17 protein-coding genes and 1 pseudogene are annotated in these 22,851 nt (G+C 70.2%); 9 read left to right on the forward strand and 9 right to left on the reverse strand.

What is annotated here, in order from left to right; all coding sequences use genetic code 11:
• Positions 1 to 239: 239 nt before the first annotated feature.
• Together ABZV38_RS28070 and ABZV38_RS28075 are read right to left on the reverse strand one after the other, a co-directional pair.
• Positions 240 to 1,037, reverse strand: coding sequence for an inositol monophosphatase family protein (locus ABZV38_RS28070; RefSeq protein ID WP_356331221.1), 798 nt, complete (start codon positions 1,035 to 1,037; stop codon positions 240 to 242).
• A 256-nt stretch (positions 1,038 to 1,293) separates the two neighbouring features.
• Positions 1,294 to 2,049, reverse strand: a complete 756-nt coding sequence (locus ABZV38_RS28075; RefSeq protein ID WP_356331237.1) for a transposase family protein — start codon at positions 2,047 to 2,049, stop codon at positions 1,294 to 1,296.
• Positions 2,050 to 2,164: 115 nt separating this feature from the next.
• Here ABZV38_RS28075 and ABZV38_RS28080 point away from each other — a divergent pair, with 115 nt between their 5' ends.
• From ABZV38_RS28080 to ABZV38_RS28090, 3 genes are all read left to right on the forward strand, one after another.
• Complete coding sequence (locus ABZV38_RS28080; protein ID WP_356331222.1) at positions 2,165 to 2,698, forward strand: chaplin; 534 nt, start codon at positions 2,165 to 2,167, stop codon at positions 2,696 to 2,698.
• A gap of 199 nt (positions 2,699 to 2,897) precedes the next feature.
• On the forward strand, positions 2,898 to 3,956 hold the full coding sequence (locus tag ABZV38_RS28085) for a phosphotransferase (RefSeq protein ID WP_356331223.1): 1,059 nt from the start codon (positions 2,898 to 2,900) through the stop codon (positions 3,954 to 3,956).
• 412 nt (positions 3,957 to 4,368) lie between these two features.
• Positions 4,369 to 4,809: an SSI family serine proteinase inhibitor gene (locus ABZV38_RS28090; RefSeq protein ID WP_356331224.1), complete on the forward strand. Its 441-nt coding sequence runs from the start codon at positions 4,369 to 4,371 to the stop codon at positions 4,807 to 4,809.
• Positions 4,810 to 5,052: 243 nt separating this feature from the next.
• Here ABZV38_RS28090 and ABZV38_RS28095 read toward each other — a convergent pair whose 3' ends face one another.
• The 3 genes from ABZV38_RS28095 to ABZV38_RS28105 all read right to left on the reverse strand — a co-directional run bounded on the left by ABZV38_RS28095 (position 5,053) and on the right by ABZV38_RS28105 (position 8,097).
• Positions 5,053 to 5,670 carry a hypothetical protein gene (locus ABZV38_RS28095; RefSeq protein ID WP_356331225.1) on the reverse strand — a complete coding sequence of 206 codons (618 nt, stop codon included), beginning with the start codon at positions 5,668 to 5,670 and terminating at the stop codon, positions 5,053 to 5,055.
• Positions 5,671 to 6,057: 387 nt separating this feature from the next.
• Positions 6,058 to 7,296 (reverse strand): DUF4032 domain-containing protein, encoded by a 1,239-nt coding sequence (locus tag ABZV38_RS28100; protein ID WP_356331227.1) that lies wholly within the window; start codon positions 7,294 to 7,296, stop codon positions 6,058 to 6,060.
• Positions 7,297 to 7,467: 171 nt separating this feature from the next.
• Positions 7,468 to 8,097, reverse strand: a complete 630-nt coding sequence (locus ABZV38_RS28105) for an alpha-ketoglutarate-dependent dioxygenase AlkB (protein ID WP_356331228.1) — start codon at positions 8,095 to 8,097, stop codon at positions 7,468 to 7,470.
• Between the two features lie 228 nt (positions 8,098 to 8,325).
• Here ABZV38_RS28105 and ABZV38_RS28110 point away from each other — a divergent pair, with 228 nt between their 5' ends.
• From ABZV38_RS28110 to ABZV38_RS28130, 5 genes are all read left to right on the forward strand, one after another.
• The gene (locus ABZV38_RS28110; RefSeq protein ID WP_356331229.1) at positions 8,326 to 10,872 is read left to right on the forward strand and encodes an ATP-dependent Clp protease ATP-binding subunit; all 2,547 of its coding nucleotides are present in this window, start codon (positions 8,326 to 8,328) and stop codon (positions 10,870 to 10,872) included.
• Positions 10,873 to 11,217: 345 nt separating this feature from the next.
• Positions 11,218 to 13,080 (forward strand): FUSC family protein, encoded by a 1,863-nt coding sequence (locus tag ABZV38_RS28115; protein WP_356331230.1) that lies wholly within the window; start codon positions 11,218 to 11,220, stop codon positions 13,078 to 13,080.
• A gap of 501 nt (positions 13,081 to 13,581) precedes the next feature.
• A complete protein-coding gene (dhaK, locus tag ABZV38_RS28120) occupies positions 13,582 to 14,574 on the forward strand; it encodes a dihydroxyacetone kinase subunit DhaK (RefSeq protein ID WP_356331231.1) in 993 nt (330 codons plus the stop codon).
• Between the two features lie 49 nt (positions 14,575 to 14,623).
• Positions 14,624 to 15,247: a dihydroxyacetone kinase subunit DhaL gene (gene dhaL / locus ABZV38_RS28125; RefSeq protein WP_356331238.1), complete on the forward strand. Its 624-nt coding sequence runs from the start codon at positions 14,624 to 14,626 to the stop codon at positions 15,245 to 15,247.
• On the forward strand, positions 15,244 to 15,654 hold the full coding sequence (locus tag ABZV38_RS28130; RefSeq protein WP_267006919.1) for a PTS fructose transporter subunit IIA: 411 nt from the start codon (positions 15,244 to 15,246) through the stop codon (positions 15,652 to 15,654). The genes dhaL and ABZV38_RS28130 overlap by 4 nt, the downstream gene beginning before the upstream one ends.
• A 98-nt stretch (positions 15,655 to 15,752) precedes the next feature.
• Here ABZV38_RS28130 and ABZV38_RS28135 read toward each other — a convergent pair whose 3' ends face one another.
• Positions 15,753 to 19,181 (reverse strand): phosphodiester glycosidase family protein, encoded by a 3,429-nt coding sequence (locus ABZV38_RS28135; protein ID WP_356331232.1) that lies wholly within the window; start codon positions 19,179 to 19,181, stop codon positions 15,753 to 15,755.
• Positions 19,182 to 19,403: 222 nt separating this feature from the next.
• On the opposite strand from ABZV38_RS28135, the gene ABZV38_RS28140 reads away from it, so the two are divergent.
• Positions 19,404 to 19,913, forward strand: coding sequence for an NUDIX domain-containing protein (locus tag ABZV38_RS28140; RefSeq protein ID WP_356331233.1), 510 nt, complete (start codon positions 19,404 to 19,406; stop codon positions 19,911 to 19,913).
• Here the strand turns inward: ABZV38_RS28140 and ABZV38_RS28145 are convergent.
• The 3 genes and pseudogenes from ABZV38_RS28145 to ABZV38_RS28155 form a co-directional block, all read right to left on the reverse strand.
• On the reverse strand, positions 19,891 to 20,553 hold the full coding sequence (locus ABZV38_RS28145; RefSeq protein WP_356331234.1) for an NAD-dependent epimerase/dehydratase family protein: 663 nt from the start codon (positions 20,551 to 20,553) through the stop codon (positions 19,891 to 19,893). The genes ABZV38_RS28140 and ABZV38_RS28145 overlap by 23 nt on opposite strands.
• Positions 20,554 to 20,608: 55 nt before the next feature.
• Positions 20,609 to 22,258 carry a ribosomal protection-like ABC-F family protein gene (gene abc-f / locus ABZV38_RS28150; protein WP_356331235.1) on the reverse strand — a complete coding sequence of 550 codons (1,650 nt, stop codon included), beginning with the start codon at positions 22,256 to 22,258 and terminating at the stop codon, positions 20,609 to 20,611.
• A 332-nt stretch (positions 22,259 to 22,590) separates the two neighbouring features.
• Positions 22,591 to 22,851: pseudogene (locus ABZV38_RS28155) on the reverse strand (M56 family peptidase); the annotation flags it as partial.

Genomic DNA, 22,851 nt, shown 5'->3' on the forward strand with positions numbered 1-22,851 from the left:
CGACGGCGGTGCCCTGCCGGAGCACGACGGCTCACCCGTCGGTCCGCCGCGGACTCACGCGGAACTCGTCACCGAGCTGCGGCGGCAGGTCCGCCACGCGCTCCACGTAATGCGCCGTCGAGAACCTGTACAGCCGAACTGCCAAAGGCAAAACGGCAGTTCAGCTTTCGTTTCCCTACCTATTCGGCAGGCGCCGGGGGATCGATGAGCAACACATGGAGCGAGCTTCAGGTGCAGTTCTAGCTACGGCTACGGATCATCGACATCAGCAGCCCGTGGGTCTCGGCGTCGGCGGCCACGACAAGCCCGCGGCCTGCCTGCCCGATCGGGGCGCCGTCGATCCCGGTTACTACGCAGCCGGCGGCCCGGCACACAGCGATGCCCGCGGCGAAATGCACGCTCCCGGACAGGTCGCCGCCATCGGTGACATACGCGGCGCGCTTGCCGGCGGCGACCCAGGCCAACGCCAGCGTCGTGGACACTACTCGCGGCCGGAACCGCTCGACGAACCCGGGGTGGGCCAGCAAGTCCACGGCCCGGAGCCCGGGCGCACTCGGAAATGGCGGATCCAGGTTGACGTCCACCAGTTGGGTGGCAGGCGTGGGCGCCAGCTGCGTATCGGCCCCGTTCTGCCGCACCCGGGCGGTCTCACCGTCGGTGAAGAAGACCTCGCCGCTGAACGGGTCGGCCACCGCCGCCGCCCCGTCGCGCAGCCCCACGTTGACGGCAACCAGCATGTTGCCGACGGCATAGTTCAGAGTGCCGCACAAGGGATCCACCAACCACTGGCGCACCGCGTCGGCAGCGCCCTGCTGCCCGCCCTCCTCGCCGAGCACCGCATCATCGGGCCGGGCGGTACGGATGACGCCGAGAATCGCCTTCTCGGCCTCCACATCGGCGGCGGTGGCGAAGTCCCCGGCGCCCTTGTCGATGCGGGTGAGCCCCTGGCCGTACAGATTGCGCACCACGTCCGCGCCGGCACGTGCCGCAGCTATCGCAACCCCAACATCGTCAAGGCCCGCGTATGAGTTGATCATGTTGTGCAGAATATCGGCGCGAAGCTTCTCCCCACCGGCCGAACCAGCATCAGTCGGCGCCCGGCCTGCATCGGGCAGGGGACAGCAGCGAGCCGCGGGGTGGGCGGAGCCCACAGAGGCGTCGACGCCCTCGCGGGCGCCCGCCCGTTCGAAGGGCGGGTGGGCGCGATGTCAGCCCAATTCCTGGCCGACGCCGTCGCCGTCTCGGTGCGACTCGTAGCCGGGCTCGCCCGGGTACACAGAGCCTTTTCCAACCTCACGCTGACGCGTGATGAAGGGCGAGAACGGCCTGGACGATCGCGGTGATGCGGTTGGTGCTGCAGCGGAGCTTCCGCAGGAGGCGCCAGCCCTTCAGAGTGGCCATGGCCTGCTCGCCGAGGCAGCGGATCTTGGCATGCGTGATGTTGTGCCGACGCTTCCACCGCTTGAGATGACGGCCGCGGAAGGGCACCCGGATGGAGCCGCCGGCGCCTTGATATGCCTTGTCGGTCCAGCACTTGAGGCCGGCCTCGGTGAGTGCCTCGACGATTCCGTGGGTGCGGGCGGCGGTCAGGTCGTGGGTGGAGCCGGGTAGTGCGGGCGAGGCCCACAGCAGCCGCCCGAAGGGATCGGTGAGGACTTGGATGTTCATGCCGTGGCGTTTGTGTTTGCCTGAGTAGTAAGGGGTGTCGGCGGCGATCCGGTCGATCGGTAGCAGGGTGCCGTCCAGGATCACGAACGCCTTGGTCCGTGCGATGTGCATCACCTCGGCCAGGGTGGGTGCGAGGTTGGCCAGCACCTCGACGGCCTCGCGTATGTAGTGGAATACAGTCGCGATGCCGATACCGAACCCGGCGGCGAGCCGGGCGTACGTGTCGCCGCATCGCAGATGGGCCAGGGCGAGGAGAGCCTGACGACCGGCGGTGAGGCGCCGCCATCGGGTCCCGATCTCCCCTCGCCGGGCGGCGAGTCGTCCGGTCAGGCACCGCAGAGTGCGACTGGACAGGTCGATCGACGATGGGTAGACAAGCACGCGAAGCTCCTGGTAGCTGCGGGCGATCTTGATCGAGAACCCGTCTACCAGGAGCATCATCGTTCCGCAGATCCGTCCAACACGCGGCCAGTACCGTCAGGTCGGAAAAGGCTCAGTGACGAACACCAGTGAACTGGCTGCGAAGAACGACTTCGGCTTCACCGACAGCCTGCCCGACGGACTGAGCGTGGCCTCCGACGCGAATGTGTCGACGACCTGCGGCGACGGCACTGCCTCCGCGGCCGCAGGGGGCTCATCCGTTGCTCTGGCAGGCGGCGACCTGGCCGCCGGCGAGAAGTTCTGTACGGTCACGGTGAACGTCACCGCTGACAAGGCGGGAACCTACGTCAACCGTCCTGAAGGGATCACCACGGTTGGCCTGAACCCCCCGGACTCCGCGACCCTGACCGTCGAGAAAGAAGCATCCGCGGGGGCCGTCGGCACCGCGACGGGCTCGGGCGGGCTGCTGTCCGGCAATGTCGTGCAGGTACCGGTGAGCATCCCGGTCAACGCTTGCGGCATCGCCGTGAACGTCATCGGAGTACTCAACCCGGCGGCGGGTAACGCCTGCGTCAACGGCTGGCCGAGAGCCGGGACCCGGCGGGTCCCTGCGGTGATGGACGGTGCTCAGCGGTCCATGACCGGCTGACCCGCTCCCGCAGGCCCGCCGGGTCCAGCCATGAGGTGATCGCTGACCACACAAGAGGACAGCCGGCTCAGAACGTCCTGGGCAAGCAGGAACGTCGCCGAGCGAGGGCCGGCTACTGGCTTCCGTCGTCAACGGCACAACAATGGCGCCCTTGAACATAGTTGTACTCTGTGCGGCGGAACGCCCTACGCTGACCATCATGCCGACCCAGGTACCGATCAGCGACGAGCTGCGCTCCGCAGTGGGCTCCCCCACGCAGGCCACCCTCCTGGACAGCAGTCCGCGCTCCCGGGTATGGCGGGTCGAATTGCGCGGTGGTAGCCGGGTGATCGTCAAACAGATCGCCGACGGAGGGGGCACCGGGCCCGACGGGGAAGCACGCTACGCGCGGGAGGTTGCCGCGCTGCGGCTAGCCGCACGGGCCACCCGACCGACCGTCGCCCCGGCGCTACTCGCAACAGACCCGGCCTCCCGAGTGATGGTCCTGGAGTACCTGGACAATCTCGGAGCGGCTGACGACTGGCTGCCGGGCTATGCCGAGGCCCTCGCCCGGCTTCATTCACTCACCGGGCCGGCTGATACAGGCACGCTCCCCACCTGGTCCGGACCGACCGCCGCCGACGTCGAGTCCTTCATCGCTCTCGCCCAGGCGCTTGGCGTCCCCGTCCCACCGGCAGTGCCGAACGAACTCGCTGCACTGAGCGACCGGCTGGACCCCACGCCTCACCATGCCCTGCTCCACGGAGACCCCTGCCCCGGCAACGATCTGCGCACCGCCACCGGCGTCCGCTTCGTCGACTTCGAACAGGCGTCGCTGGGCAACGGCCTCGTCGAACTCGCCTACTTCCGCATCGGTTTCCCGACCTGCTGGTGCGCCATGTCGGTCACCGCCACGCCGCTTGCGGAAGTCGAGGACATCTACCGTGCCACCTGGCGTAACCTCACCGGCGCGGACGTCCCCGGTGACCTCGCCGACGCCTGCGCCGGTTGGCTGATCCGAGGGGACTCGCTCGTCGAACGCGCCCACCGCGAGTCGGTCGACCACCTCGCACGGGTGCCGGCGGAGGACTTCGAGTGGGGCTACGTTTCCGCTCGGGAACGCCTGGTCCACCGACTTGGCGCAGTCGCCGGCCTAACCCGCGGCCACGACAATTTGCATGCACTCGGTGACCTCAGCGAGGCAATGGCCGCACGCCTGCTGGAACGCTGGTCCACATTGCGCCCGTTGCCCACACCGGACACCCGACCCTGGCACTGACAGGCTGTTTGATCACTGGCTGCGGTAGCCGGGGTGTACTCCTTCCAGCTCCTCCAGCGCAGACCGCGACAGCCTCGGTGTGGACGGTGCATAGCCGAGCATCCCCGCGACGACCGACGGCGGTGGAGCGGCTTCAGGCGCTGCTTTCCGGCCGAAGCGTGAAGTTTCGCGCAAGAACCACCTCGGCAAAGTTGCAGGTCAGACAGTAGTTCGCGGTTGTACCACCGAATTCTGTCCACATGCCGGACACCCCTCGCGGGGCCCACACACCACTTCCGAGCTGGCCGAACGACCATTCGGTCGATACGTCCCCGGCGAGCCGGGCCGGAAAGAGCCGATCGATGTGCACTCACTGTCTGCATGCACAAGACTCCCGACCGCAATCGCACTCCCTAGCGAAGGAGATTCACACATGCGGTACAGCCTCGGCAGAGTCGGCGCAATCGCCACAGCATCTGCACTGACCATGACGGGCATGGGCGCCATGGGTATCGCGCAGGCCCAGCCCGCTCAGCCGACCAGCCTCTACGCCCCGTCGGCCCTCGTGTTATCGGTCGGCAAGAGCAGCGGCACCTCGGTCACCGTCCAGCGAGCCGTCACCCTGAGCTGCGCCCCGCGCCCCACCGGCACTCACCCCTCGCCCGCTGCAGCGTGTGCGGACCTGCTCGCGGTCGACGGCGAGTTCACCCAGCTGACCATGCCGCCGCAGCGAAGCTGCACGCGTCAGTGGGACCCCGTCGTCGTCAACGCGACCGGTGTGTGGCAGGGCAGGAGCGTCTCCTGGTCGGCCACCTTCGGTAACGACTGTGAGATGCAGGCGAGTCTGACCGAAGGATCGGTCTTCGGCTTCTGATCGCCCCCTCCGCGTATCCAGTTGCCCTCGGTGGCCCGGCCCGACGGGCGTGTGCCGACCGGCGCACGTGATCAGGGCGAGCGCATCCGAAGGTGAGCGACGCGGGACCCCGCTGGGCGGGAAGCGCCCCTGTCCGCTCCGTCGTGACGACGAGTGCGTCGTCACGACGGCAACTGTGCGAGGGACACGCTCCGGCAGTCACCGACCATCGCCCGCGGGTGCCGGAGTGTGGGCGGAGACCGCTCACGACGGTGCCGCTGCCAGCTCCACCGTTGTCGTGACACGTACGAGAGCCGGCCGGCGGGGTGCGGAACCGAACCCGAATTCCACGGGTGGATCGAGCGGTGCCAGCGCCCCGAGTCCGGCTCCGCCGAGCACGGCTTCCGCACCGAGAATGGGCCGCACGTCGTGGGCTCCGTACCACTCCCGACGCCCCGAGCCGGCACTGCCCAGAGTGCGGACGCCCGGCATGAGCCGGGCAGCGAGGTCGCAGAGTGCCGCCCAGCGCCGACTCCTGGCCAGCGGGGCGGGCACGGCACGCAGCACCCATCCCAGCGGGGACCGGTACCCGATGCTCAGGTGCAGACTCAGCGGACCGGCCTGAATGCTCCACTCGGAGCCGCCCGGCCGGACCGTGACGGGAACGACCTCGATGCGCTCGAAGCGGTAGGTGGCGGCGACGAAGTCAGCGATGGCACGGGACGGTGCCATCAGCAACCGCTCGCCGTCCGGGTACTGAATCATCACATCACTGAACGGCCCGAAGGGTGAACGGGGCCAGTGACCCACCACCAGCCGGGTTCCGGAGGACGTCCCCACGCCGGCGATCCAGCCGTCGAATCGCAACCGCTCACCTTTCACACCAGCCAGCTTCCCTCATCCCACGAGGGAACGCGCTCGCAGCAGCTCACGCGCGGGGCGCGGCTGCCGACGCCGAGGACGGCAGGAACAAGAGCACCTGCAGTCGACTGTGGCCTCCCCCGCCTGCACCGGTTCGCATCCCGCCTCGGACGCAACCTCGACGCACGTCAGGTCGGCACCTTTCCATTGCGGCACCTCAAATCCCGTGACCCACACCACAGTTGACGTCAGGGGCCGGATGGTTGCAGGCAAGATGGCCGTACGCAGCCGAGCCCAGCAGACAGAGCAGGACTGTCAGTGGGCGCCGATGGTGGTGTGACCTGAAGCAATCACCTGCATCAAGGCGGAAGACATGCACCGCTCGCCCGGCCGTCGGGGGCACGCGGACTACGGCGAATCGCTCGCCGACGGCACTTCGGTCTCGGGGCGACGAAGAACACTGGTGATGTAGTCCGCCACTGCTGCCTCCAGACCGATGTCCAGCTGTGCGCGCTCGGACATGTACCACCGGTGTTCCAGCAGCTCGTGATAGAGCTCGGCCGCGTCCATGGAACTCCGGGGTTCTTGCGGAACGGCACGTACCGTAGGCCTGAACACCTCGCGGACCCAGCGGTGGGCGAGCACCTCCGCACGGGCGCCGAGCGCGTCGCCAGGTGCGTAGTCCTCCTGCGTCGCCATCCAGCTCTCGAGGTCGTTGAGGAGTCGTCGGGCCTGGTTCTCCTCGGCGTCGAGGCCGGTGAGGCGCAGCAGCTGGCGTTGATGATGTCCTGCGTCGACAACCTTGGGGACGAACGTGATCGTGTCGCCGCTCGAAGAGTTGACGATCTGCATCTCGGCGACGTCGAAGCCGAGATCATTGAGCCGACGCACACGACGTTCGATGTAGTGATATTTGCCGGCCGGATAGACCGACGTACGAGTCAGTTCACTCCACAGCTCCTCGTACCGTTGACAGATCTCAGCGCCGAAGGCGATCGGATCCACCGAGGGATGGAGCGCACCCGCGGCCTCCAGGTCCAGCATCTCTCCGCTGATGTTCACCCGGGCCAGATCGATGTCGTAATCACGCTGCCCTGTGCTGAGTTGGTTGTGCACCTCGCCGGTTTCCGCATCTACAAGGTAGGCGGCATAGGCGCCGGCGTCCCGGCGGAAGAGTGTGTTGGACAGAGAGCAGTCGCCCCACGCGAACCCCGCCAGGTGCAGCCGGACCAGCAGTACGGCGAGTGCGTCCATGAGCCGGTGCACCGTGGTCGGGCGCATGGTGGTCTCGAACATCGAGCGGTAGGGCAGGGACCCGTTGAGATGACGGGTGATCAGCACGGGCTCCAGCGGTCCCCCGTCGGTGCCGGTGCGCCCGGTAACCACCGCGAGAGGGTCCACCGCGGGTATCCCGAGCCGGGCCAGCGTGCGCAACAGCTCGTACTCTCGTACCGCCGGCCGTTCGGCGAGCTCCTTGACGGCCACCACGTCGGCCCCCGCTCGTGCATAGCGCACGACGTGACGGGAAATGCCGCGCGGCAGCGTCACCAGATGCTTCTCCGGCCATTCTTCGAGCGGCAGGTGCCAGGGCAGTGCGAGAAGGAACGCGGGGTGTTCGGGGTTGGTGGCGCTGAACTGCAGAGCCATCGGTCGCCTCGCTCGTTCGGTGACGGGACCACCAGTGTGACGTAGCGGGTCGCGCGCCCCGTGGCCGAGGGGGCGGAAGTCTGGCTTCTTGCCGGCAGGTGCCTGCTGGGCGAGCGGCAGAGCAGGCGGCCGCGCGCGCCGGCACCGACCCCTGCGTGCCATCGGCACGAGTCACTGCACCCCGTGCGGCCGGAACTGGATGCTGATGCGTCCTCCCGCGGCTCTCGCGGTCTTGGGGATGGCGTGCTCCCAGGTCCGCTGGCAGGAACCGCCCATCACGATCAGGTCGCCGTGCCCGAGCGGTCGCCTGACGACATCACCGCCGGATCGAGGGCGCAGCAGCAGGTCGCGGGACGCTCCCACGGACAGGATGGCGACCATCGTGTCCTCGCGGGCGCCCCGGCCGATGCGGTCGCCGTGCCAGGCCACGCTGTCGCGCCCGTCGCGATAGTGGCACAGGCCGGCTGTCGTGAAGGGTTCACCGAGCTCGGCTGCATAGTGCGTGGAGAGTGCATGCCGCGCCTCGTCGAGGACGGGGTGCGGCAGCGGTTCGCCGGCGCGGTAGAAGGCGAGCAGGCGCGGGACGTCCACGATCCGCTCGTACATCTGCCGTCGCTCGGCCATCCAGGGAACGTCCGTGGCCAGCTGTTCGAACAGCGCGTCGGCGCCACTCAGCCAGCCCGGCAGGAAGTCGATCCAGGCGCCGTCGCCGAGCCCGGTTCTACGGAGCCCGTCCAGTGGACGCAGACACACCTCGTCGCCCTGGTCGAACAGGGACCCCTGGAGCTGGATCGATGCCATGGATCGAGCGTACCTCGCATTCGAACATGTGCGCTATTAGGCAGCCCTGCGGGTCCCTTCGCTCCCCGCTCGATTGACCGACACATAGCGCACATATCGTCTAAATTAGGCCAAGTGGGGTTGCGGCGATCTGTGGTCACGCCGGACTTGCGGGACCGCGTCCAACACGGCTGCACGTGCACTGAGACAGCGTGGCCCGGTCCGCCCGGACCACGGGGACGGATACCCATGACCGACGGACAGAAGGGTCCAGAGGACCACGGTCCGGACCCCCTCGGAGACTTCCTCTCGCACTTTCTCGGCAGCGGACAGGGTGGGGAGCCACCCGACTCGCGGCGCATCGACTTCAGCCGCCTGTTGAGCGGCCCCGCGCGGCAGCTCGTCACCGTCGCAGCGTCCTACGCCGCCCGGCACGGGAGCACGGACCTCGACACGGAACACCTCCTGCGGGCCGCACTCTCCACCGAGCCGACTCGTCGCATGATCGCGCGGGCGGGTGCCGATCCCGACGCGCTCGCCGCCGAGATCGACCGGCAGGCCGGGGAAGGGCCGCCACGCAACTACATCGCCGTCACGCCGGCGGTCAAGCGCGCTCTGCTCGACGCCCATGAGATCGCACGCTCCACCGGCGCCTCCTATATCGGCCCGGAACACGTGCTGGTGGCACTCGCCGCCAACCGCGACTCCGCAGCAGGGCAGATGCTGTACGACGCGCACTTCTCGCCGCCCGCCGGCGCCCGGGACGGTCTCGCACCCATGCCCGGCAGCGCCGGCCAGCGTCCCGGCGCCGGCGAACGAAACACACCCAACCTGGACAAGTTCGGCCGCGACCTCACCGACCTGGCCGGGGAGGGCCGCATTGACCCGGTCATCGGCCGTGACCAGGAGATCGAACAGACCATTGAGGTCCTCGCCCGCCGAAGCAAGAACAATCCCGTCATGATCGGCGAAGCCGGAGTGGGAAAGACCGCCATCGTCGAGGGACTGGCCCAGCGCATCGCGGACGGCGACGTGCCGGACATCCTGCTCGGTCGGCGTGTCGTCCAGCTCGACCTCTCAGGAGTCGTTGCCGGTACCCGCTTCCGTGGGGACTTCGAGGAACGGCTCACCGGCCTCATCGACGAAATCCGCGCCCACTCGGGCGAGCTGATCGTCTTCATCGACGAAGTGCATACCGTCGTCGGGGCGGGCGGCGGCTCCGAGGGCGGCCCAATGGATGCGAGCAATATGCTCAAGCCCGCCCTCGCCCGCGGTGAACTCCATGTCGTGGGGGCGAGCACGCTCGAGGAGTACCGCCGCTACATCGAGAAGGACGCCGCACTCGCCCGCCGGTTCCAGCCGGTTCTGGTCCCCGAGCCCAGCCCGGCGGACGCCGTCGAGATCCTGCGTGGTCTCCAGGACCGCTACGAAGCCCATCACCAGGTCCGCTACACCGACGAGGCTCTGCTCGCCGCCGTCGAGCTGTCCGACCGCTATCTCACCGACCGCTTCCTGCCCGACAAGGCGATCGACCTCATGGACCAGGCCGGCGCACGGGTCCGGCTGCGCTCCTCCACCCGCGGCACCGACATCCGTGCTCTGGAACGCGAAGTGGAGCAACTCACGCGGGACAAGGACCAGGCCGTCGCCGCCGAGCAGTACGAGCGGGCGACCGAGCTGCGCGACCGACTCGCCGACCTCGACCGGCGGATCGGCGAGGGAAGCCACGCGCAGCAGCCGCGCAACCACGTTGTCGAGGTCACCGTCGAGGACATCGCCGGCATCGTGTCCCGCCAGACCGGGATTCCCGTCAGCAGCCTGACCCAGGAGGAGCGGGACCGGCTGCTGAGCCTGGAGGAACATCTGCACAAGCGCGTCATCGGCCAGGACGAAGCGGTGACCGCCGTCGCCGACGCCGTCCTGCGCTCGCGGGCGGGTCTGGCCGACCCCGGCCGCCCGATCGGGAGCTTCCTCTTCCTCGGCCCCACCGGCGTCGGCAAGACCGAACTCGCCCGCGCGCTCGCGGAGGCGCTCTTCGGGAGCGAGGACCGGATGATCCGCCTCGACATGAGCGAGTACCAGGAACGGCACACCGTCAGCCGCCTGGTCGGCGCTCCCCCCGGCTATGTCGGCCACGAGGAAGCCGGACAGTTCACCGAAGCAGTGCGCAGGAACCCCTACTCGCTGGTGCTCCTGGACGAGATCGAGAAGGCACACCCGGACGTCTTCAACATCCTGCTGCAGGTACTCGACGACGGGCGGCTCACCGACTCCCAGGGCCGCACCATCGATTTCAAGAACACCGTCATCGTCATGACCAGCAACCTCGGTTCGCAGGCCATCACCGGTCGCGGCGGCGCGATGGGCTTCAGTACCGGGGACGCGGACGCCGACGAGCAGGCCCGCCGCGAGCGGGTGCTGCGCCCACTGCGTGAACACTTCCGGCCGGAGTTCCTCAACCGCATCGACGAGATCGTGATCTTCCGCCAGCTCGCCGACCAGCAGCTACGGCAGATCACCAACATGCTGCTGGACGACTCCCGGCGCCGGCTCCGCGCTCAGGACGTCACCGTCGAGGTAACCCTGGCCGCAGTCGAATGGCTCGCCCAACGCGGCTACCAGCCCGAATACGGCGCCCGCCCGCTGCGCCGTACGATCCAGCGCGAGGTCGACAACCGGCTCTCCCGCATGCTGCTCGACGGCAACCTGCAGCCCCACAGCCGCCTCCGGATCGACGTCGCCGACGGCGAGCTGACCATCCGCAACGAGGAAGAACCGCAGAGTCCCGCGAGCTGACCCCCAGCGGCAGTCCGGACAGCTCTCCCTGACTGGGGCAATCGTCGTTGCCGACCCCGTGCCGGGAGCGCGGTCGGTACGAGATATCGGGACATGCCACCGCGATGATCAGACAGCCGGGGCGGCATCGCAGGCAGTTAGGCCGAGGGCGAGTCGTCGGCCGGAAATGCCCGGGTCTGCGTTCCCGTTTCCTGCCGCCCTTCCTGCGAGTGAGGTACGCCCGTGCCGCTCCGTGGCTCCGGCCGCCGTCCCGTCCTGCCGTCGTGGCTGGCCCACACACTGCAGTGGCAGCGCGGGCCCGTACCATGGCCGGCCGTCCTGCGGGGAGCCCTGGCAGCGGGGCCGATGCTGGCGGCCGGGCTGGCGCTGGGGCGGATCGAGATCGGCGTGCTGGCCGGGTTCGGAGCGCTGTTCGCGAGCTTGAACGACTTGCCGGGAACACGGAGCACAGGCGTCGTGCACATCGGACTGGCCGCCGTGGCTGGGGCGCTCGGAGTGCTCTCAGGGGCGGCGACAGCTGCGGTGCCCTCCACCTGGTGGGTGCTGCCGGTGCTGTTCGCGATCGGCGCGGCGTCGGGCGCGGTGAGCGTGGCGGGCCCGGTGTGCTCTCGGGCCGGTATGCAGGCACTGGTCATGTCGATCATCGGGGTTGGGCTCCCCCTGCCGGGGGCGGCCTGGTTCAAGACGCTCTGCTTTCTCGCTGGGGCGGGCTGGCTGCTCCTGCTCAGGCTCGTGCTCCGCCCGCCGCCCGCGGTGGGCGGCGCCCTGCACGGCGAGCTGGCGGCGCTGGCGCGGATCTTCGAGGCGCTGGCCGACGCGCTGGACGCCGTCGGCAGTCCCGGCGCGGAGGCCGCCCGGCGTCGGCTGACCGCGGCCCTGGACCGTGGCGACGAGGCCCTGCGGCTGCGTCGCCTGTTCCTGCGGCTTCTGCGACGACCCGTTCGCCCGGCGGAACTACTGCTCGCCGAACGCTTCGCGGTGGCCACAGCACTGTGCGACGCCGGGTTCGCCCTGCTCTGGGAGGGGCAGCCCCTGGCGCCCCGGGTCGGGGAGGGGCCGCGGCGACTCGCCGCGGCAGTGCGCACGGGCCTGCCGCCCGGGGCGCTGCCCGCCCCTGGGACGAGCACTGCGGCCGGTGCCGCCTTCGACCGGGCATTGCTGCGGGCCACCGTGGTCTTCGCTCGGACGGTCCCGGGCGTGGCGCGGGCGGAGGACGCCGCGCCGCTCCCCGCGGCCGGGACCGCGCTGATGCTGCGCCGCCGGGTGCTGGGACCGGCCGGACGTGAGTACGGGCTGCGGGTGGCGATGTGCGTCACGGCCAGTGCCGCCCTGGCGCTCGCCCTGCACGCGGACCACTGGTACTGGCTGCCGGTCACGGCCGCGTTCGCGGTGAAGCCGGACATCGGGCCGCTGTTCTCGCGGATCGTCAGCCGCTTCGTCGGCACGGTGCTCGCCGTCCTGGTCTTCGCGGTGCCCGCGGCGGCGCTGAGCGACGGCGTCTGGTGGACGGTGGTCTGCGCGGGGGTCGCGGGCGCGCTCGTGCCGGTGGCGAGCCGCCACTTCGCCCTGCAGACCGGTGTCGTCACCCTGACTGTGCTGGCGTTCGTGTGGGCCGGCGGCGACACCCAGGCGGCGCCTGTTCGCCTGCTGGACACGACGATCGCCTGCGGCATCGTCCTCGTCATCGGGCACCTGCCTGCCCTCACCGACCCGACCGCCCGGGTCGGCCACTTGATGGCCGAGGCGCTGCGCCGCACCCGGGAGTACCTGGAGCACGTCCTGACCGTCCCGGCCGGGGAGCGTCCTGAGGACCGCTGGGTACTGCGCCGGGCCGCCTACAGCGCCCTGGCCGAGGCCCGCGCCGCCGCAGAGATCGTGGCCGCCGAGCTGCCCTCACGGCGGGGACGGCATGCCGGCTGGTTCCCTGTCGCCGTCTCCTCCGAGCGGATCGTGGACGCCGTCACCGCCTGCGCCGTCACTATCGAGTACGGCGCCGAGCGCCCCTCCTCCGAGGAGGGTGTCGAGGTCGTCCGCGCCCTGGACATACTGGCGGACACGCTGGACGGCCATCCACCGGTCGGCGGATGCCCCGCGCTCGTCGCCGCTCCGGCCTCCGCGTCCCTCGCGGACGTGGTCGTCGAGCTGCGCCAGATCCGCGCCGTTACCGGCGGCCTGACCGCCCGTGGCCGCTCCGCGCGTGCCACATAGCCGATTCGGTGTTGCGGATGCTCACGTCTCCCCGCGACCGGGCAACCGCTGCCGCTCGGCGGCCGAAGCCGCGCGCCGATGATGCCTCCCTCGGGCACGCTGCGGTACACCCTGACAGACAGCACGACGGAGATCCCCGACCGGCCCGCACGGATGCCCCGACCCCGTCGGGCGCTGAACTGTTGCCGGACATTCACGCGGGACCGCGCACCGAGGCCCTCCTGACAACGAGGTGAAGCGGAGCGCCGACGGATCCGCGCGTCCCAATCGACGCGTCGCTTCCCTGATCACGCATGCCCTATTAATACTGGTGTCCTCATCACGTCAGCAACGACATGATCGGAGTGCTCCTGATGGCTAGCCACGAAGGTCGGCACTGAGTCAGCATCAGTCCCGCCCGACACCGCCACCGACCACCCAGGGTCACAACCCCGAACATCCCCGCTGACCAGGTCGAATCCTGCTCAGGGACCTGGCTGCTACGCCTCGTAGGAGATACCGTTGAAGATGCTGATCAACGTCCCGGAGACCATCGTTGCGGACGCATTGCGCGGTATGGCCGCCGCTCACCCCGAACTGACCGTGGATGTCGACAACCGTGTCGTCATGCGGCGCGATGCTCCCGTGGCCGGAAAGGTGGCGCTCGTCTCCGGGGGTGGGTCGGGGCATGAGCCGTTGCACGCCGGGTTCGTCGGGCCGGGGATGCTGTCCGCCGCCTGTCCCGGTGAAGTGTTCACCTCGCCGGTCCCTGACCAGATGGTGCGCGCCGCCGCCGCGGTCGACAGTGGCGCCGGGGTGCTGTTCGTCGTCAAGAACTACACCGGTGATGTGCTGAACTTCGAGATGGCCGCCGAACTCGCCGAGGACGAAGGCGTGCAGGTCGCAAAGGTGCTCGTCAATGACGACGTGGCGGTGACGGACAGTCTGTTCACGGCCGGGCGGCGCGGGACGGGGGCCACACTGTTCGTCGAGAAGATCGCGGGGGCGGCCGCCGACGAGGGTGCACCGCTGGAGCGGGTGGAGGCCATCGCCCGGCAGGTGAACGAGGCGTCGCGGAGCTTCGGGGTGGCGCTCAGTTCCGTCACCACGCCCGCCAAGGGCTCCCCCACCTTCGATCTGCCGCCCGGCGAGCTGGAGCTGGGGATCGGGATCCACGGTGAGCCGGGGCGGGAACGACGTCCGATGATGACGTCGCGGGAGATCGCCGACTTCGTGGTGCACGCGGTGCTGGACGATCTGCAGCCGACCAGTCCGGTGCTCGTGCTGGTCAACGGGATGGGGGCGACGCCCCTGCTGGAGCTGTACGGGTTCAATGCCGAGGTGCAGCGGGTGCTGTCCGAGCGGCATGTCTCCGTGGCTCGTACGCTCGTGGGGAACTATGTGACCTCGCTCGACATGGCGGGATGTTCGGTGACGCTGTGCCAGCTCGACGAGGAGCTGCTGCGGCTCTGGGACGCGCCGGTGGAGACACCCGCCCTCCGCTGGGGCCGCTGAGAACGTCGCCCGTACATCCATGACGATGCTTCAGGGACAAGGAGATCTTGTGCTGGACGCCGACTTCTTCCGCCGTTGGATGGCCGCAGCCGCCGCCGCGGTGGATCGCGAGGCGCATCACCTCACCGAACTCGACTCGGCGATCGGGGACGCCGATCACGGCAGCAATCTGCAGCGCGGATTCACCGCAGTGACCGCAGTGCTGGAGAAGGAGTCCCCGCAGACGCCGGGGGCCGTACTGATACTTGCGGGACGGCAGTTGATCTCGACGGTCGGCGGTGCTTCGGGGCCGTTGTACGGGACGCTGCTGCGGCGGACGGGGAAGGCGCTGGGCGATGCGCCCGCCGTGACGGAGGAACAGCTGGCCGAGGCGTTCGCCGTGGGTGTCGCAGCCGTCGCCCAGCTGGGCGGGGCGCAGGCCGGGGACAAGACCATGCTCGACGCGCTGCTGCCGGGCGTCGCGGCGCTCGGGACGTCGCCCGGAGCGGCCCGGGACGCAGCGGAGGCGGGCGCCGCCGCCACTGTACCGATGCAGGCCCGCAAGGGCAGGGCGAGCTATCTCGGTGAGCGCAGCATCGGGCACCAGGATCCAGGGGCGACGTCCTCGGCACTGCTGATCGCCGCACTTGCCGGGACGAGCGGCGCAAGCGGCGGGAACGGGGACGACGCATGAGCGGGGAGAAGCAGGTCGGGATCGTGCTGGTCTCGCACAGCGGGCCGGTCGCCGAGGCGGTCGCCGAGCTGGCCAGGGGGCTGGCGGCCGGTGGTGCGACGGCGCCGGTGGCCGCGGCCGGTGGCACGCAGACGGGTGGGCTCGGCACCAGTGCGGAGCTGATTGCCGAAGCCGCCCGTTCCGTCGACGGCGGCGTGGGGATCGCGGTGCTGGTCGATCTCGGCAGTGCGGTGCTCACGGTCAAGTCGATGCTGGCCGAGGGCGACGAACTGCCGGACGGGGCACGCCTGGTGGACGCGCCGTTCATCGAGGGCGCGGTGGCCGCACTGGTCACCGCGTCGGCGGGCGGCGATCTGGCTGCGGTGGAGGCCGCGGCGTCGGAGGCGTACTCCTACCGCAAGGTATAAAAGCATGGTGCAAGCAGCTGTCCCGCATCCGGCTCTCTGCGGAGGGCCGGGTGCGGGACCGCTGTGTCCACACGTGGGTTGCGGACCGACGCCGTTGGTCAGGCTGCCGAAGCGGAGCCTGCTGCGGCGATCTGGATCTGCGTCCGCTGCGTCGTCCCGTTGACCGTCACCGCGAGCGTGACCGTGCCCGGCCGGAGCGCCGTGAGTGTGCCGGTGACCGGGTCGAAGACCGCCACGTGCCGGTGGCGGGCCCCGTCCCGGTCGCCGATCCGGACGTTCGGGGACCCGGTCCAGTCGGCAGCCAGCGGGAACGCGACCGGAACGCTGCGGGCGCCCTGGGTGACGGTCGCCGCGACCTTCGCGGTGTTTCCGGCAGCGAGGACGGACGGGGCGTCGAGGGCCAGCGCGTCGACATGCGCCCTGGTCTGTACGGAGACCCAGTCGGGCGCGCCCTGCCACGGATTCTGCCGGGCGGCGGCCTGTTCGCCGCGCGAGACGTGGTCCGCGCCGACGAGGGACCAGCCGGTGAAACCGCCCTCGTTCGCCGGGCCGGCCGGTGCCTTGCCGGAATTGCCGTTGATCAAATAGGGCACCCCGTCGACGTGCGAGGCGTGGAAGACCCCGACATGGCTGCCGATGAACGCGGCTCCCTTGCCCGTCGTACGGCGGAAGTCGGCGAGCCATTGTTCGACCAGAGCCGCCTCCTTGCGGTCCCCGAGCTGACTGCCCTTCTGTACGGTCGGGTCGCGCGGCGGCACGTGCTCGATCAGCATCACCGAGTCGACGTCGCGGTCCTCGGCTGCCGCGTCGAGCTGGGCGCGCACCTCCTTGATCTGGGAGAAGCCGCCGCCGCGCAGGGTGAGGCCGGAGGTGTCGAGCGTGATGACGCGGGTGCCCTTGTGGTCGAACGTCCGCTGGGCGGGCCCGAATTCGGTGATGAAGTTGTCGATCTTCCCACCCATCACCTCATGGTTGCCGGGCACGTAGTACCAGGGCAGCGAGTCGCCGAGTTCTTCGGTCAGGATCCGGCGGGCGAAGGCGAGGTCCGCGGGTGATCCCTCGTCGACGAGGTCACCGTTGATGACCAGGAAGCCGGGGTGCGCTGCCTTGATCTCGCGCAGGGTGCGCCGGGCCTGGGTGACGATCGCGCTGTCCGGGTCGCGGGCGACGAACTGGGCGTCGGACATCACCGCGAACTGCCAGTCCCGGTGTTCGGTGACCGCTGCCGGATCGATCAACGGGTCGACGGGGGCCGCTTGTTCGGGCAGGTCGACGGTGGGCGGCACCTGGGCGGTGAGATCGTCGATGACGATCTCACCGGTGTACTGCTGGGCGGCCGCCGTCTCAGCGAGGTAGAAGCGGTACACGCTGAGCGGCATGGCCGCGCCCGTCGGCACGGCGAAGGTGACCTGTCGCCAGCCGGTCCAGGTGACGTACGGTCCGCGGAGCAACTGGTCGGAGCCCGCAGCGTCCTTGAGGTGCAGTGTGGGCCAGGCTCCCTTGCCGTCGCCCTTGATCCAGAGCTTGAACGACTGGGGCTGGCCGGGCACGGCGACCGGCTGGGGCGGCGCGGCGTAGGCGGCACGCGTCGCGGTCGACTGGGTGAAGTCGTAGCTGAGCTTCAGGCCGGTGCCGGAGTGGCCGTCGGGGGTGGCGGAGAGCGAACCGCTCGCCCGGGCCTGGCTGAACTTCCAGGATCCGGCGTCGTCGAAGTCGGAGACGGCCTGCTCGGTGAGGCCGACGCTGACCGCGAGGGCGGTGGTGGTGCCCGCGACGGTCGCCTTGATCTGTCCGGCGCCGCTGCCGGTGCGTGAGGTGACGGTGAAGTTGCCCTGGCTGTCGTCGCGTACGTCGAAGACGGCGTGATCGTAGTCGAGGGTGACGTCGCGCGGTTCGACGGGGGCGCTGGTGCCGTGCGCGTCGAGTCCGACGATGCCGAAGGTACCGATGGCTTCGGCGTCCGCGAGGCCCACCCGCCGGGTGGTCGGTTCGATCCGGGCCAGCTTGTCGAGAACGGTCAGTGTGGTACTGCCGTGGGCGGTTCCTTGTTCGGCGCGGACGTCCGTGGTGCCGCTGCGGCGCGCGGTGAAGAGGCCGTTGCCGTCGACCGTTCCGGTGTCGCCACGGATGGTGCGCCAGCGCGGGGTGCCGGTGGCGGGGCCGTATGTCTCGTCGTATCCGGTCGCGGTCAGGCGCCGGGTGAGCCCGGGGAAGACCCGCTCGGGGTGGCCGCCCTTGACCGGGTCGACGCCCGGTGCGGAGCCGGCCGGTGTGCGGGTGTCTACCCAGAACCCGTCGAGGCGGCCGCTGCCGTCGGGGGCGGTGAGTGCGAGACCGTTGGGTACGGTGCGTTCGGTGCCGTCGGAGGGGCTGTTCTCCACCTGGAGCGCGTCGCTGCCGGGCCGGCGGGCGACGAGGGTGGAGGAGCCGCCGCCGTCCAGGTTCAGTGCGCTGTACGAGCCGGCGCGCCGCATCATCAGGCCGAGTTCGGTGAGGGTGACGCCACCGCTGTCGGCCTGGCGGCCGTCGATGGTGAGGATCTGCATCGTGCGGCCGTCCTGGGAGAAGCCGACGGCGGTGCGGGGCGCGGCGGTGTTGTTGCCCTCGCCGTCGTGGTTCTGGGCGACGCCGTCGACGACGAGGAGTTCCCGGCCGCCGACCGCGGTGCGCGGTACGGGGCCGCCGTCGGTGCGTGCCCGGTAGGTCAGCGATACGGGGGCGCCGGACTGGAGTGCTTTGATCGCGGTGGCTCCGGCCTCGCGGCCGACGAGGAGCGTGGTGTCGTCGGGGACGGCGCCCGAGCCGGGGACGGAGGACACGGATACGACCTTCCCGTCCCGTACGACCGCTTCGGCGACGGGAGTTGCGTTGTCCACCGTCAGTGCGCGGTCGGCGGTACCCCAGGCCGAGGTGTACGCGCCCACTCCCCCGGCCGGCACATTGGCGGCGTTGTACGCGGCGAGCGGCTGCTGCCCGGACGGCAGGGTGAGCGTGCCCTCGAAGTACAGGTTCAGGATGCGGCCCGCACTGTCGGGGCCGATGCCGACCGCCCGGTTGACTCCCGGGGCCGGGGACTGGACGGTCGCGCCGTCCTTGATGCCGACGCCCTCGGGCGCACCGGTCTGGTTGATGTCGAAGAAGTCGGCGTTGATCGCGGCGACGGTCCGGCGGCCGGGACCGGCATCGTGTCCGGCGGCCAGCTCGGAGACCGTACGCCGGTCGGACACCTTGCCGGTGGAGAGGTAGTCGGCCTGTGCGCCGCTGCCGTCGAGATCGACGGAGAGGGAGTCGACCCGCAGCCACTTGTCCGACTCGAGCCGGTCGTAGGAGCTGAGGCGGATGCCGGGTGCGATCGGGCGGGATGTACGGGCGGTCTCGATGCCGTCGCCGTCCACGACGGATCGGGGCGCTCCGGCGGCATTGCTCGCGGCCGGCGGTGCGACCGGTCTGAGGACCTCGGCGGAGTTACGGGGACGGGGGTCGGGGGTCGAATCGGCGACGGCGGGGGCGATGGCTCCCACCGTCATCGCAGACACCGTCGCAAGCAGAACGAGGGGTCGCGTTGCTCTGCCGACTATGCCAGGTCCCACAGATCCTCCTGGAATGGCGATGGTTGGGCGGGCAGTAAGCGCTGTCGGCGGCCAGCATGGCCGCACGTACTGCCACGCACCAGGGGGCCTCGGGAACCTCAGGGGAAACAGGGTGCGGCGACTCGATGACACGCGTGATCATTGGGGAGACTTGACGGTATGTCGTCTCAGAAGCGCAGTGCGGGTCTTCTGCTGTTCCGGTCCACGGACGGGGGCGCCGGGTTCGAGGTGTTCATCGGGCACATGGGCGGCCCGTTCTGGGCGAGGCGCGAGGCGGCGGCCTGGTCGGTCCCCAAGGGCGAGTACGGCCCCGATGAGGAACCCGAGGCCGCTGCCCGCCGGGAGTTCGAGGAGGAGTTCGGCCATCCGGCACCTGACGGTGTGTGGGTGCCGCTCGGTGAGTCCCGTCAGACCGGTGGCAAGTCGGTGGTCGTGTGGGCGATGGAGGCCGATGTCGATCCGGCGTGTGCCGAGCCCGGGACGTTCACCATGGAGTGGCCCCGGGGGTCCGGCGTGCAGAAGGAGTTCCCGGAGATCGACCGGTTCGCCTGGTGCACGCCGGATGAGGCGGCGGAGCGCCTCGTCGCGGGCCAGCGGGTCTTCGTCGAACGGCTGGCGGAACACGTCCGGGACGAACGAAGAGAGGCTATGCGCCGGCCGCGCGGTTGATCTCCTGGCTGTGCAGGATGTGTTCGCCGGAGCCCTGCCGGCCGACGACGGCGATCATGGCGCGCCCCATGGCGTCGGTGGTCGTCACATGGTTCGGCATGATCCGCCGGAGCACCGGATAGAGCCAGGAGACACCCCGGTACATCCAGCGGTACCAGGAGGTCTTCGACGTCGCGCCGTGCAGCGGCTGGATGTAGCCCGGCCGGAACATGTACGCGTGGAAGTCCAGCGCCAGGAGGTCGTTCTCGGTGCGCCCCTTGACCCGCGCCCACGCGGTGCGGCCCTTCTCGGTGCTGTCCGTGCCCTCCCCGGAGACGTATGTGAAAGTCAGTCCCGGGTTGTGGGCGGCGACCGCCCGGGCCGCGGCCAGGGTGTACGTGTACGTGATACGGAAGTACTCCTCCTCGCTCAGACCGGCCGAGGTGACGCCGAGGCAGAAGAAGCACGCGTCGAGGCCGGTGAGTTCGGCGTCGATCGCCGAGAAGTCCGTGAAGTCGCGGTGGACGACCTCACGGACCTTGGGGTGCCGCACGCCGGCCGTCGTCCGGCCGACGATCAGGACGCTCTCGACCCGGTCGTCGAGCAGGCAGGCCCTCAGTACGCCTTGGCCCACCATCCCGGTGGCGCCAAAAATGATCACTCTCACAGCAGCTGCTCCGGGTGGCTCGTCCCGCATCGGTCGTGCGGCTCGAACTCTACGTGCGGGTCCCGGCGACCGGTCGACCGGCGCGGAGCTCGAGTCTGTCGCCGGTGAACCGGCTGCGGAAGCTGCGGTCGTGCGAGACCACGACCACCGCTCCCCTGTACTGCGCCAGTGCAGCCTCCAGCTCCTCCACCAGGCCGAGCGCGATGTGGTTCGTCGGCTCGTCCAGCACCAGCAGATCGGCCGGGCGGGTGACCAGCCGGGCGATGGCGAGCCGTCGTTGCTGCCCGACGGAGAGGGCGGCGACGGGCACCGTCAGGTCCTCCTGCCGGAACAGGCCCAGGGCGAGGAGGTGTTCCGCCCAGGTGTCGGGGTGGCCGGGACGCCCGGCGGCGAAGGTCGCGAGGAGCGTGCGGCGGGTCGGCCTGGCGGGAAGTTCCTGCGGGAGGTAGCCGATCCTGGCCCGGCGGCGGACCGTGCCGCGGTCGGGGCGGAGGTCTCCGGCCAGGACCCGCAGCAGCGTGGTCTTCCCGGCGCCGTTGGGGCCGGTGACCAGCAGTCGCTGTCCTGGAGCCACCTGCCAGGCAGGCAGGTCGAGCCGGTCACCGACGACGATGGAGTCGAGTTCGGCGAGCGGTTCCTGGTCCGGTTCGCCGTCCGCCGCCACGGCCAGTTCGGCGATGAAGCGCAGCGGTTGGGGCGGGGCGGGCACGGGTGACCGCCGCAGCTCGTCCAGTCGGGTTCTGGCCGCTCTGACCTGTCCGGACAGCTTGGCCTCGTGGGAGCGGCGGTGCTTGCCCCAGCCCTCGTGGGGGTCCTTTCCGGTGCCGGCCAGCCGTCGGCCCGCCGCGTCGACGAGTTCCTCGGTACGGGTCAGCTCGTCCAGCCATGCCTGGTGGTCCTGGGCCCAGCGGCGGCGGGCGGCGGCCTTCGCGGTGCGGTAGCCGTCCCAGCCGTCCCCGTAGCGGGCGACGCTGCGCAGATCCCGGTCGACCTCCAGGATCACGGTGGTGGTGCGCTCCAGGAAAGCCCGGTCGTGGGTGATGACGACGAGGGTTCCGCGGTGGGCGCGCAGGTGGTCCTCCAGCCAGTCGGTGGCATGGAGGTCGAGGTGGTTGGTGGGCTCGTCGAGCAGCAGCAGTTCCGGGGCGGAGGCCAGCACGCAGGCGAGTGCCAGCCTGGACTGTTCGCCGCCCGACAGCGTGCCGAGGGGGCGGTCACGGGTGAGGTGGCCGATCCCGAGCCCGTGCAGCGCGGCGTCGACCCGGGCATCGGACCGGTAGCCGTCGCGTTCCTCATACGCCGTCAACAGATCGCCGTATGCGGAGAGTTCGGACTCGGCAGGAGTCCCGGATGCGGCCAGCGCGGCTTCCGCGGTGCGGATCCGCCGTTCCAGTTCACGCAGTTCGGCGAGGGCCGTGTCGACGGCGTCCTGCACGGAGTGGGCGGCGCCGAGCGCGAGGGTCTGGGAGAGGTGGCCGATGCCTGCGTGGAACCGGACGGTGACCTCGCCGGTGTCCGGCGTCTCGGCCCCGGCCATCAGCCGGAGCAGTGTGGACTTCCCGGAGCCGTTCTCACCGATCACGCCGACGCGGTCGCCGGGGCGGACGGTGAGCGACACCTGGTCGAGGACGGTTCGGTCTCCGTACGCCTTGGAGACGTCTTTCATGGTCAGTTGGGCGCGATCGTGCTGGACAGACATGGGTGGGCTTCCCTGAGGTGACGTGCCCTCGACGGCGCACGGAAGGGCGCTGCGGGGCGGGGGGCGTCCGACGGGCGGAAGGAAGGGATGCGCAGCACGCAGTGGTGACCGTACGGGTCACACGGCGACGCTCAGCGTCGCGCGGCGGCGTCCGTGCCCGAGATCAGCGGAAGAAGTAGTACGAACCCATGGCGCCCAGTCTAACCACGCCGCGGTCCGCTGACGGTGTAGCGCAACGGCAGGCCGGGTCCCGGACCACCGGTTGCCGGCGAGGAGTTGCCCCGGCCACGCGCGGTCGGCGCTCGCCGCAAAGGTGCCCGCGCCGTGGAGTGTCAGCGCTGCGGGTTCTCGCCCTGCGCCACCTCGATGCTGCTGTGCAGATCGTGGGTCGCGTCGAGCGCGGCCGCTCCGGACAGGGCCAGGCAGGCCAGCAGCGCAACGGTGGCTGCCCGGCCGACGCGTGGTCGGGGGGTCGCCCGGCCGAGCAGTGCCGCGACCCGGCGCGGCACCGGCCCCGCCGCTGCGGCGAGCGCGACGCGGGGGCGTGCCTCGGCCCCTTCGGCGGCGCGTGCGGCGAGCGCGGCACGGCCGAT

It is taken from the genome of Streptomyces sp. NPDC005181 (assembly GCF_040608395.1).
In the GTDB taxonomy this organism is placed as follows: Bacteria; Actinomycetota; Actinomycetes; order Streptomycetales; family Streptomycetaceae; genus Streptomyces.

What these genes read in the sequence shown, in the direction of transcription:
- ABZV38_RS28070 (WP_356331221.1), bottom strand. Translation starts at nt 1,037, where the DNA reads ATGATCAACTCATACGCGGGCCTTGACGATGTTGGGGTTGCGATAGCT.
- ABZV38_RS28085 (WP_356331223.1), top strand. Translation starts at nt 2,898, where the DNA reads ATGCCGACCCAGGTACCGATCAGCGACGAGCTGCGCTCCGCAGTGGGC.
- ABZV38_RS28090 (WP_356331224.1), top strand. Translation starts at nt 4,369, where the DNA reads ATGCGGTACAGCCTCGGCAGAGTCGGCGCAATCGCCACAGCATCTGCA.
- ABZV38_RS28100 (WP_356331227.1), bottom strand. Translation starts at nt 7,296, where the DNA reads ATGGCTCTGCAGTTCAGCGCCACCAACCCCGAACACCCCGCGTTCCTT.
- ABZV38_RS28105 (WP_356331228.1), bottom strand. Translation starts at nt 8,097, where the DNA reads ATGGCATCGATCCAGCTCCAGGGGTCCCTGTTCGACCAGGGCGACGAG.
- ABZV38_RS28110 (WP_356331229.1), top strand. Translation starts at nt 8,326, where the DNA reads ATGACCGACGGACAGAAGGGTCCAGAGGACCACGGTCCGGACCCCCTC.
- ABZV38_RS28115 (WP_356331230.1), top strand. Translation starts at nt 11,218, where the DNA reads ATGCTGGCGGCCGGGCTGGCGCTGGGGCGGATCGAGATCGGCGTGCTG.
- ABZV38_RS28130 (WP_267006919.1), top strand. Translation starts at nt 15,244, where the DNA reads ATGAGCGGGGAGAAGCAGGTCGGGATCGTGCTGGTCTCGCACAGCGGG.
- ABZV38_RS28135 (WP_356331232.1), bottom strand. Translation starts at nt 19,181, where the DNA reads ATGACGGTGGGAGCCATCGCCCCCGCCGTCGCCGATTCGACCCCCGAC.
- ABZV38_RS28140 (WP_356331233.1), top strand. Translation starts at nt 19,404, where the DNA reads ATGTCGTCTCAGAAGCGCAGTGCGGGTCTTCTGCTGTTCCGGTCCACG.
- abc-f (WP_356331235.1), bottom strand. Translation starts at nt 22,258, where the DNA reads ATGTCTGTCCAGCACGATCGCGCCCAACTGACCATGAAAGACGTCTCC.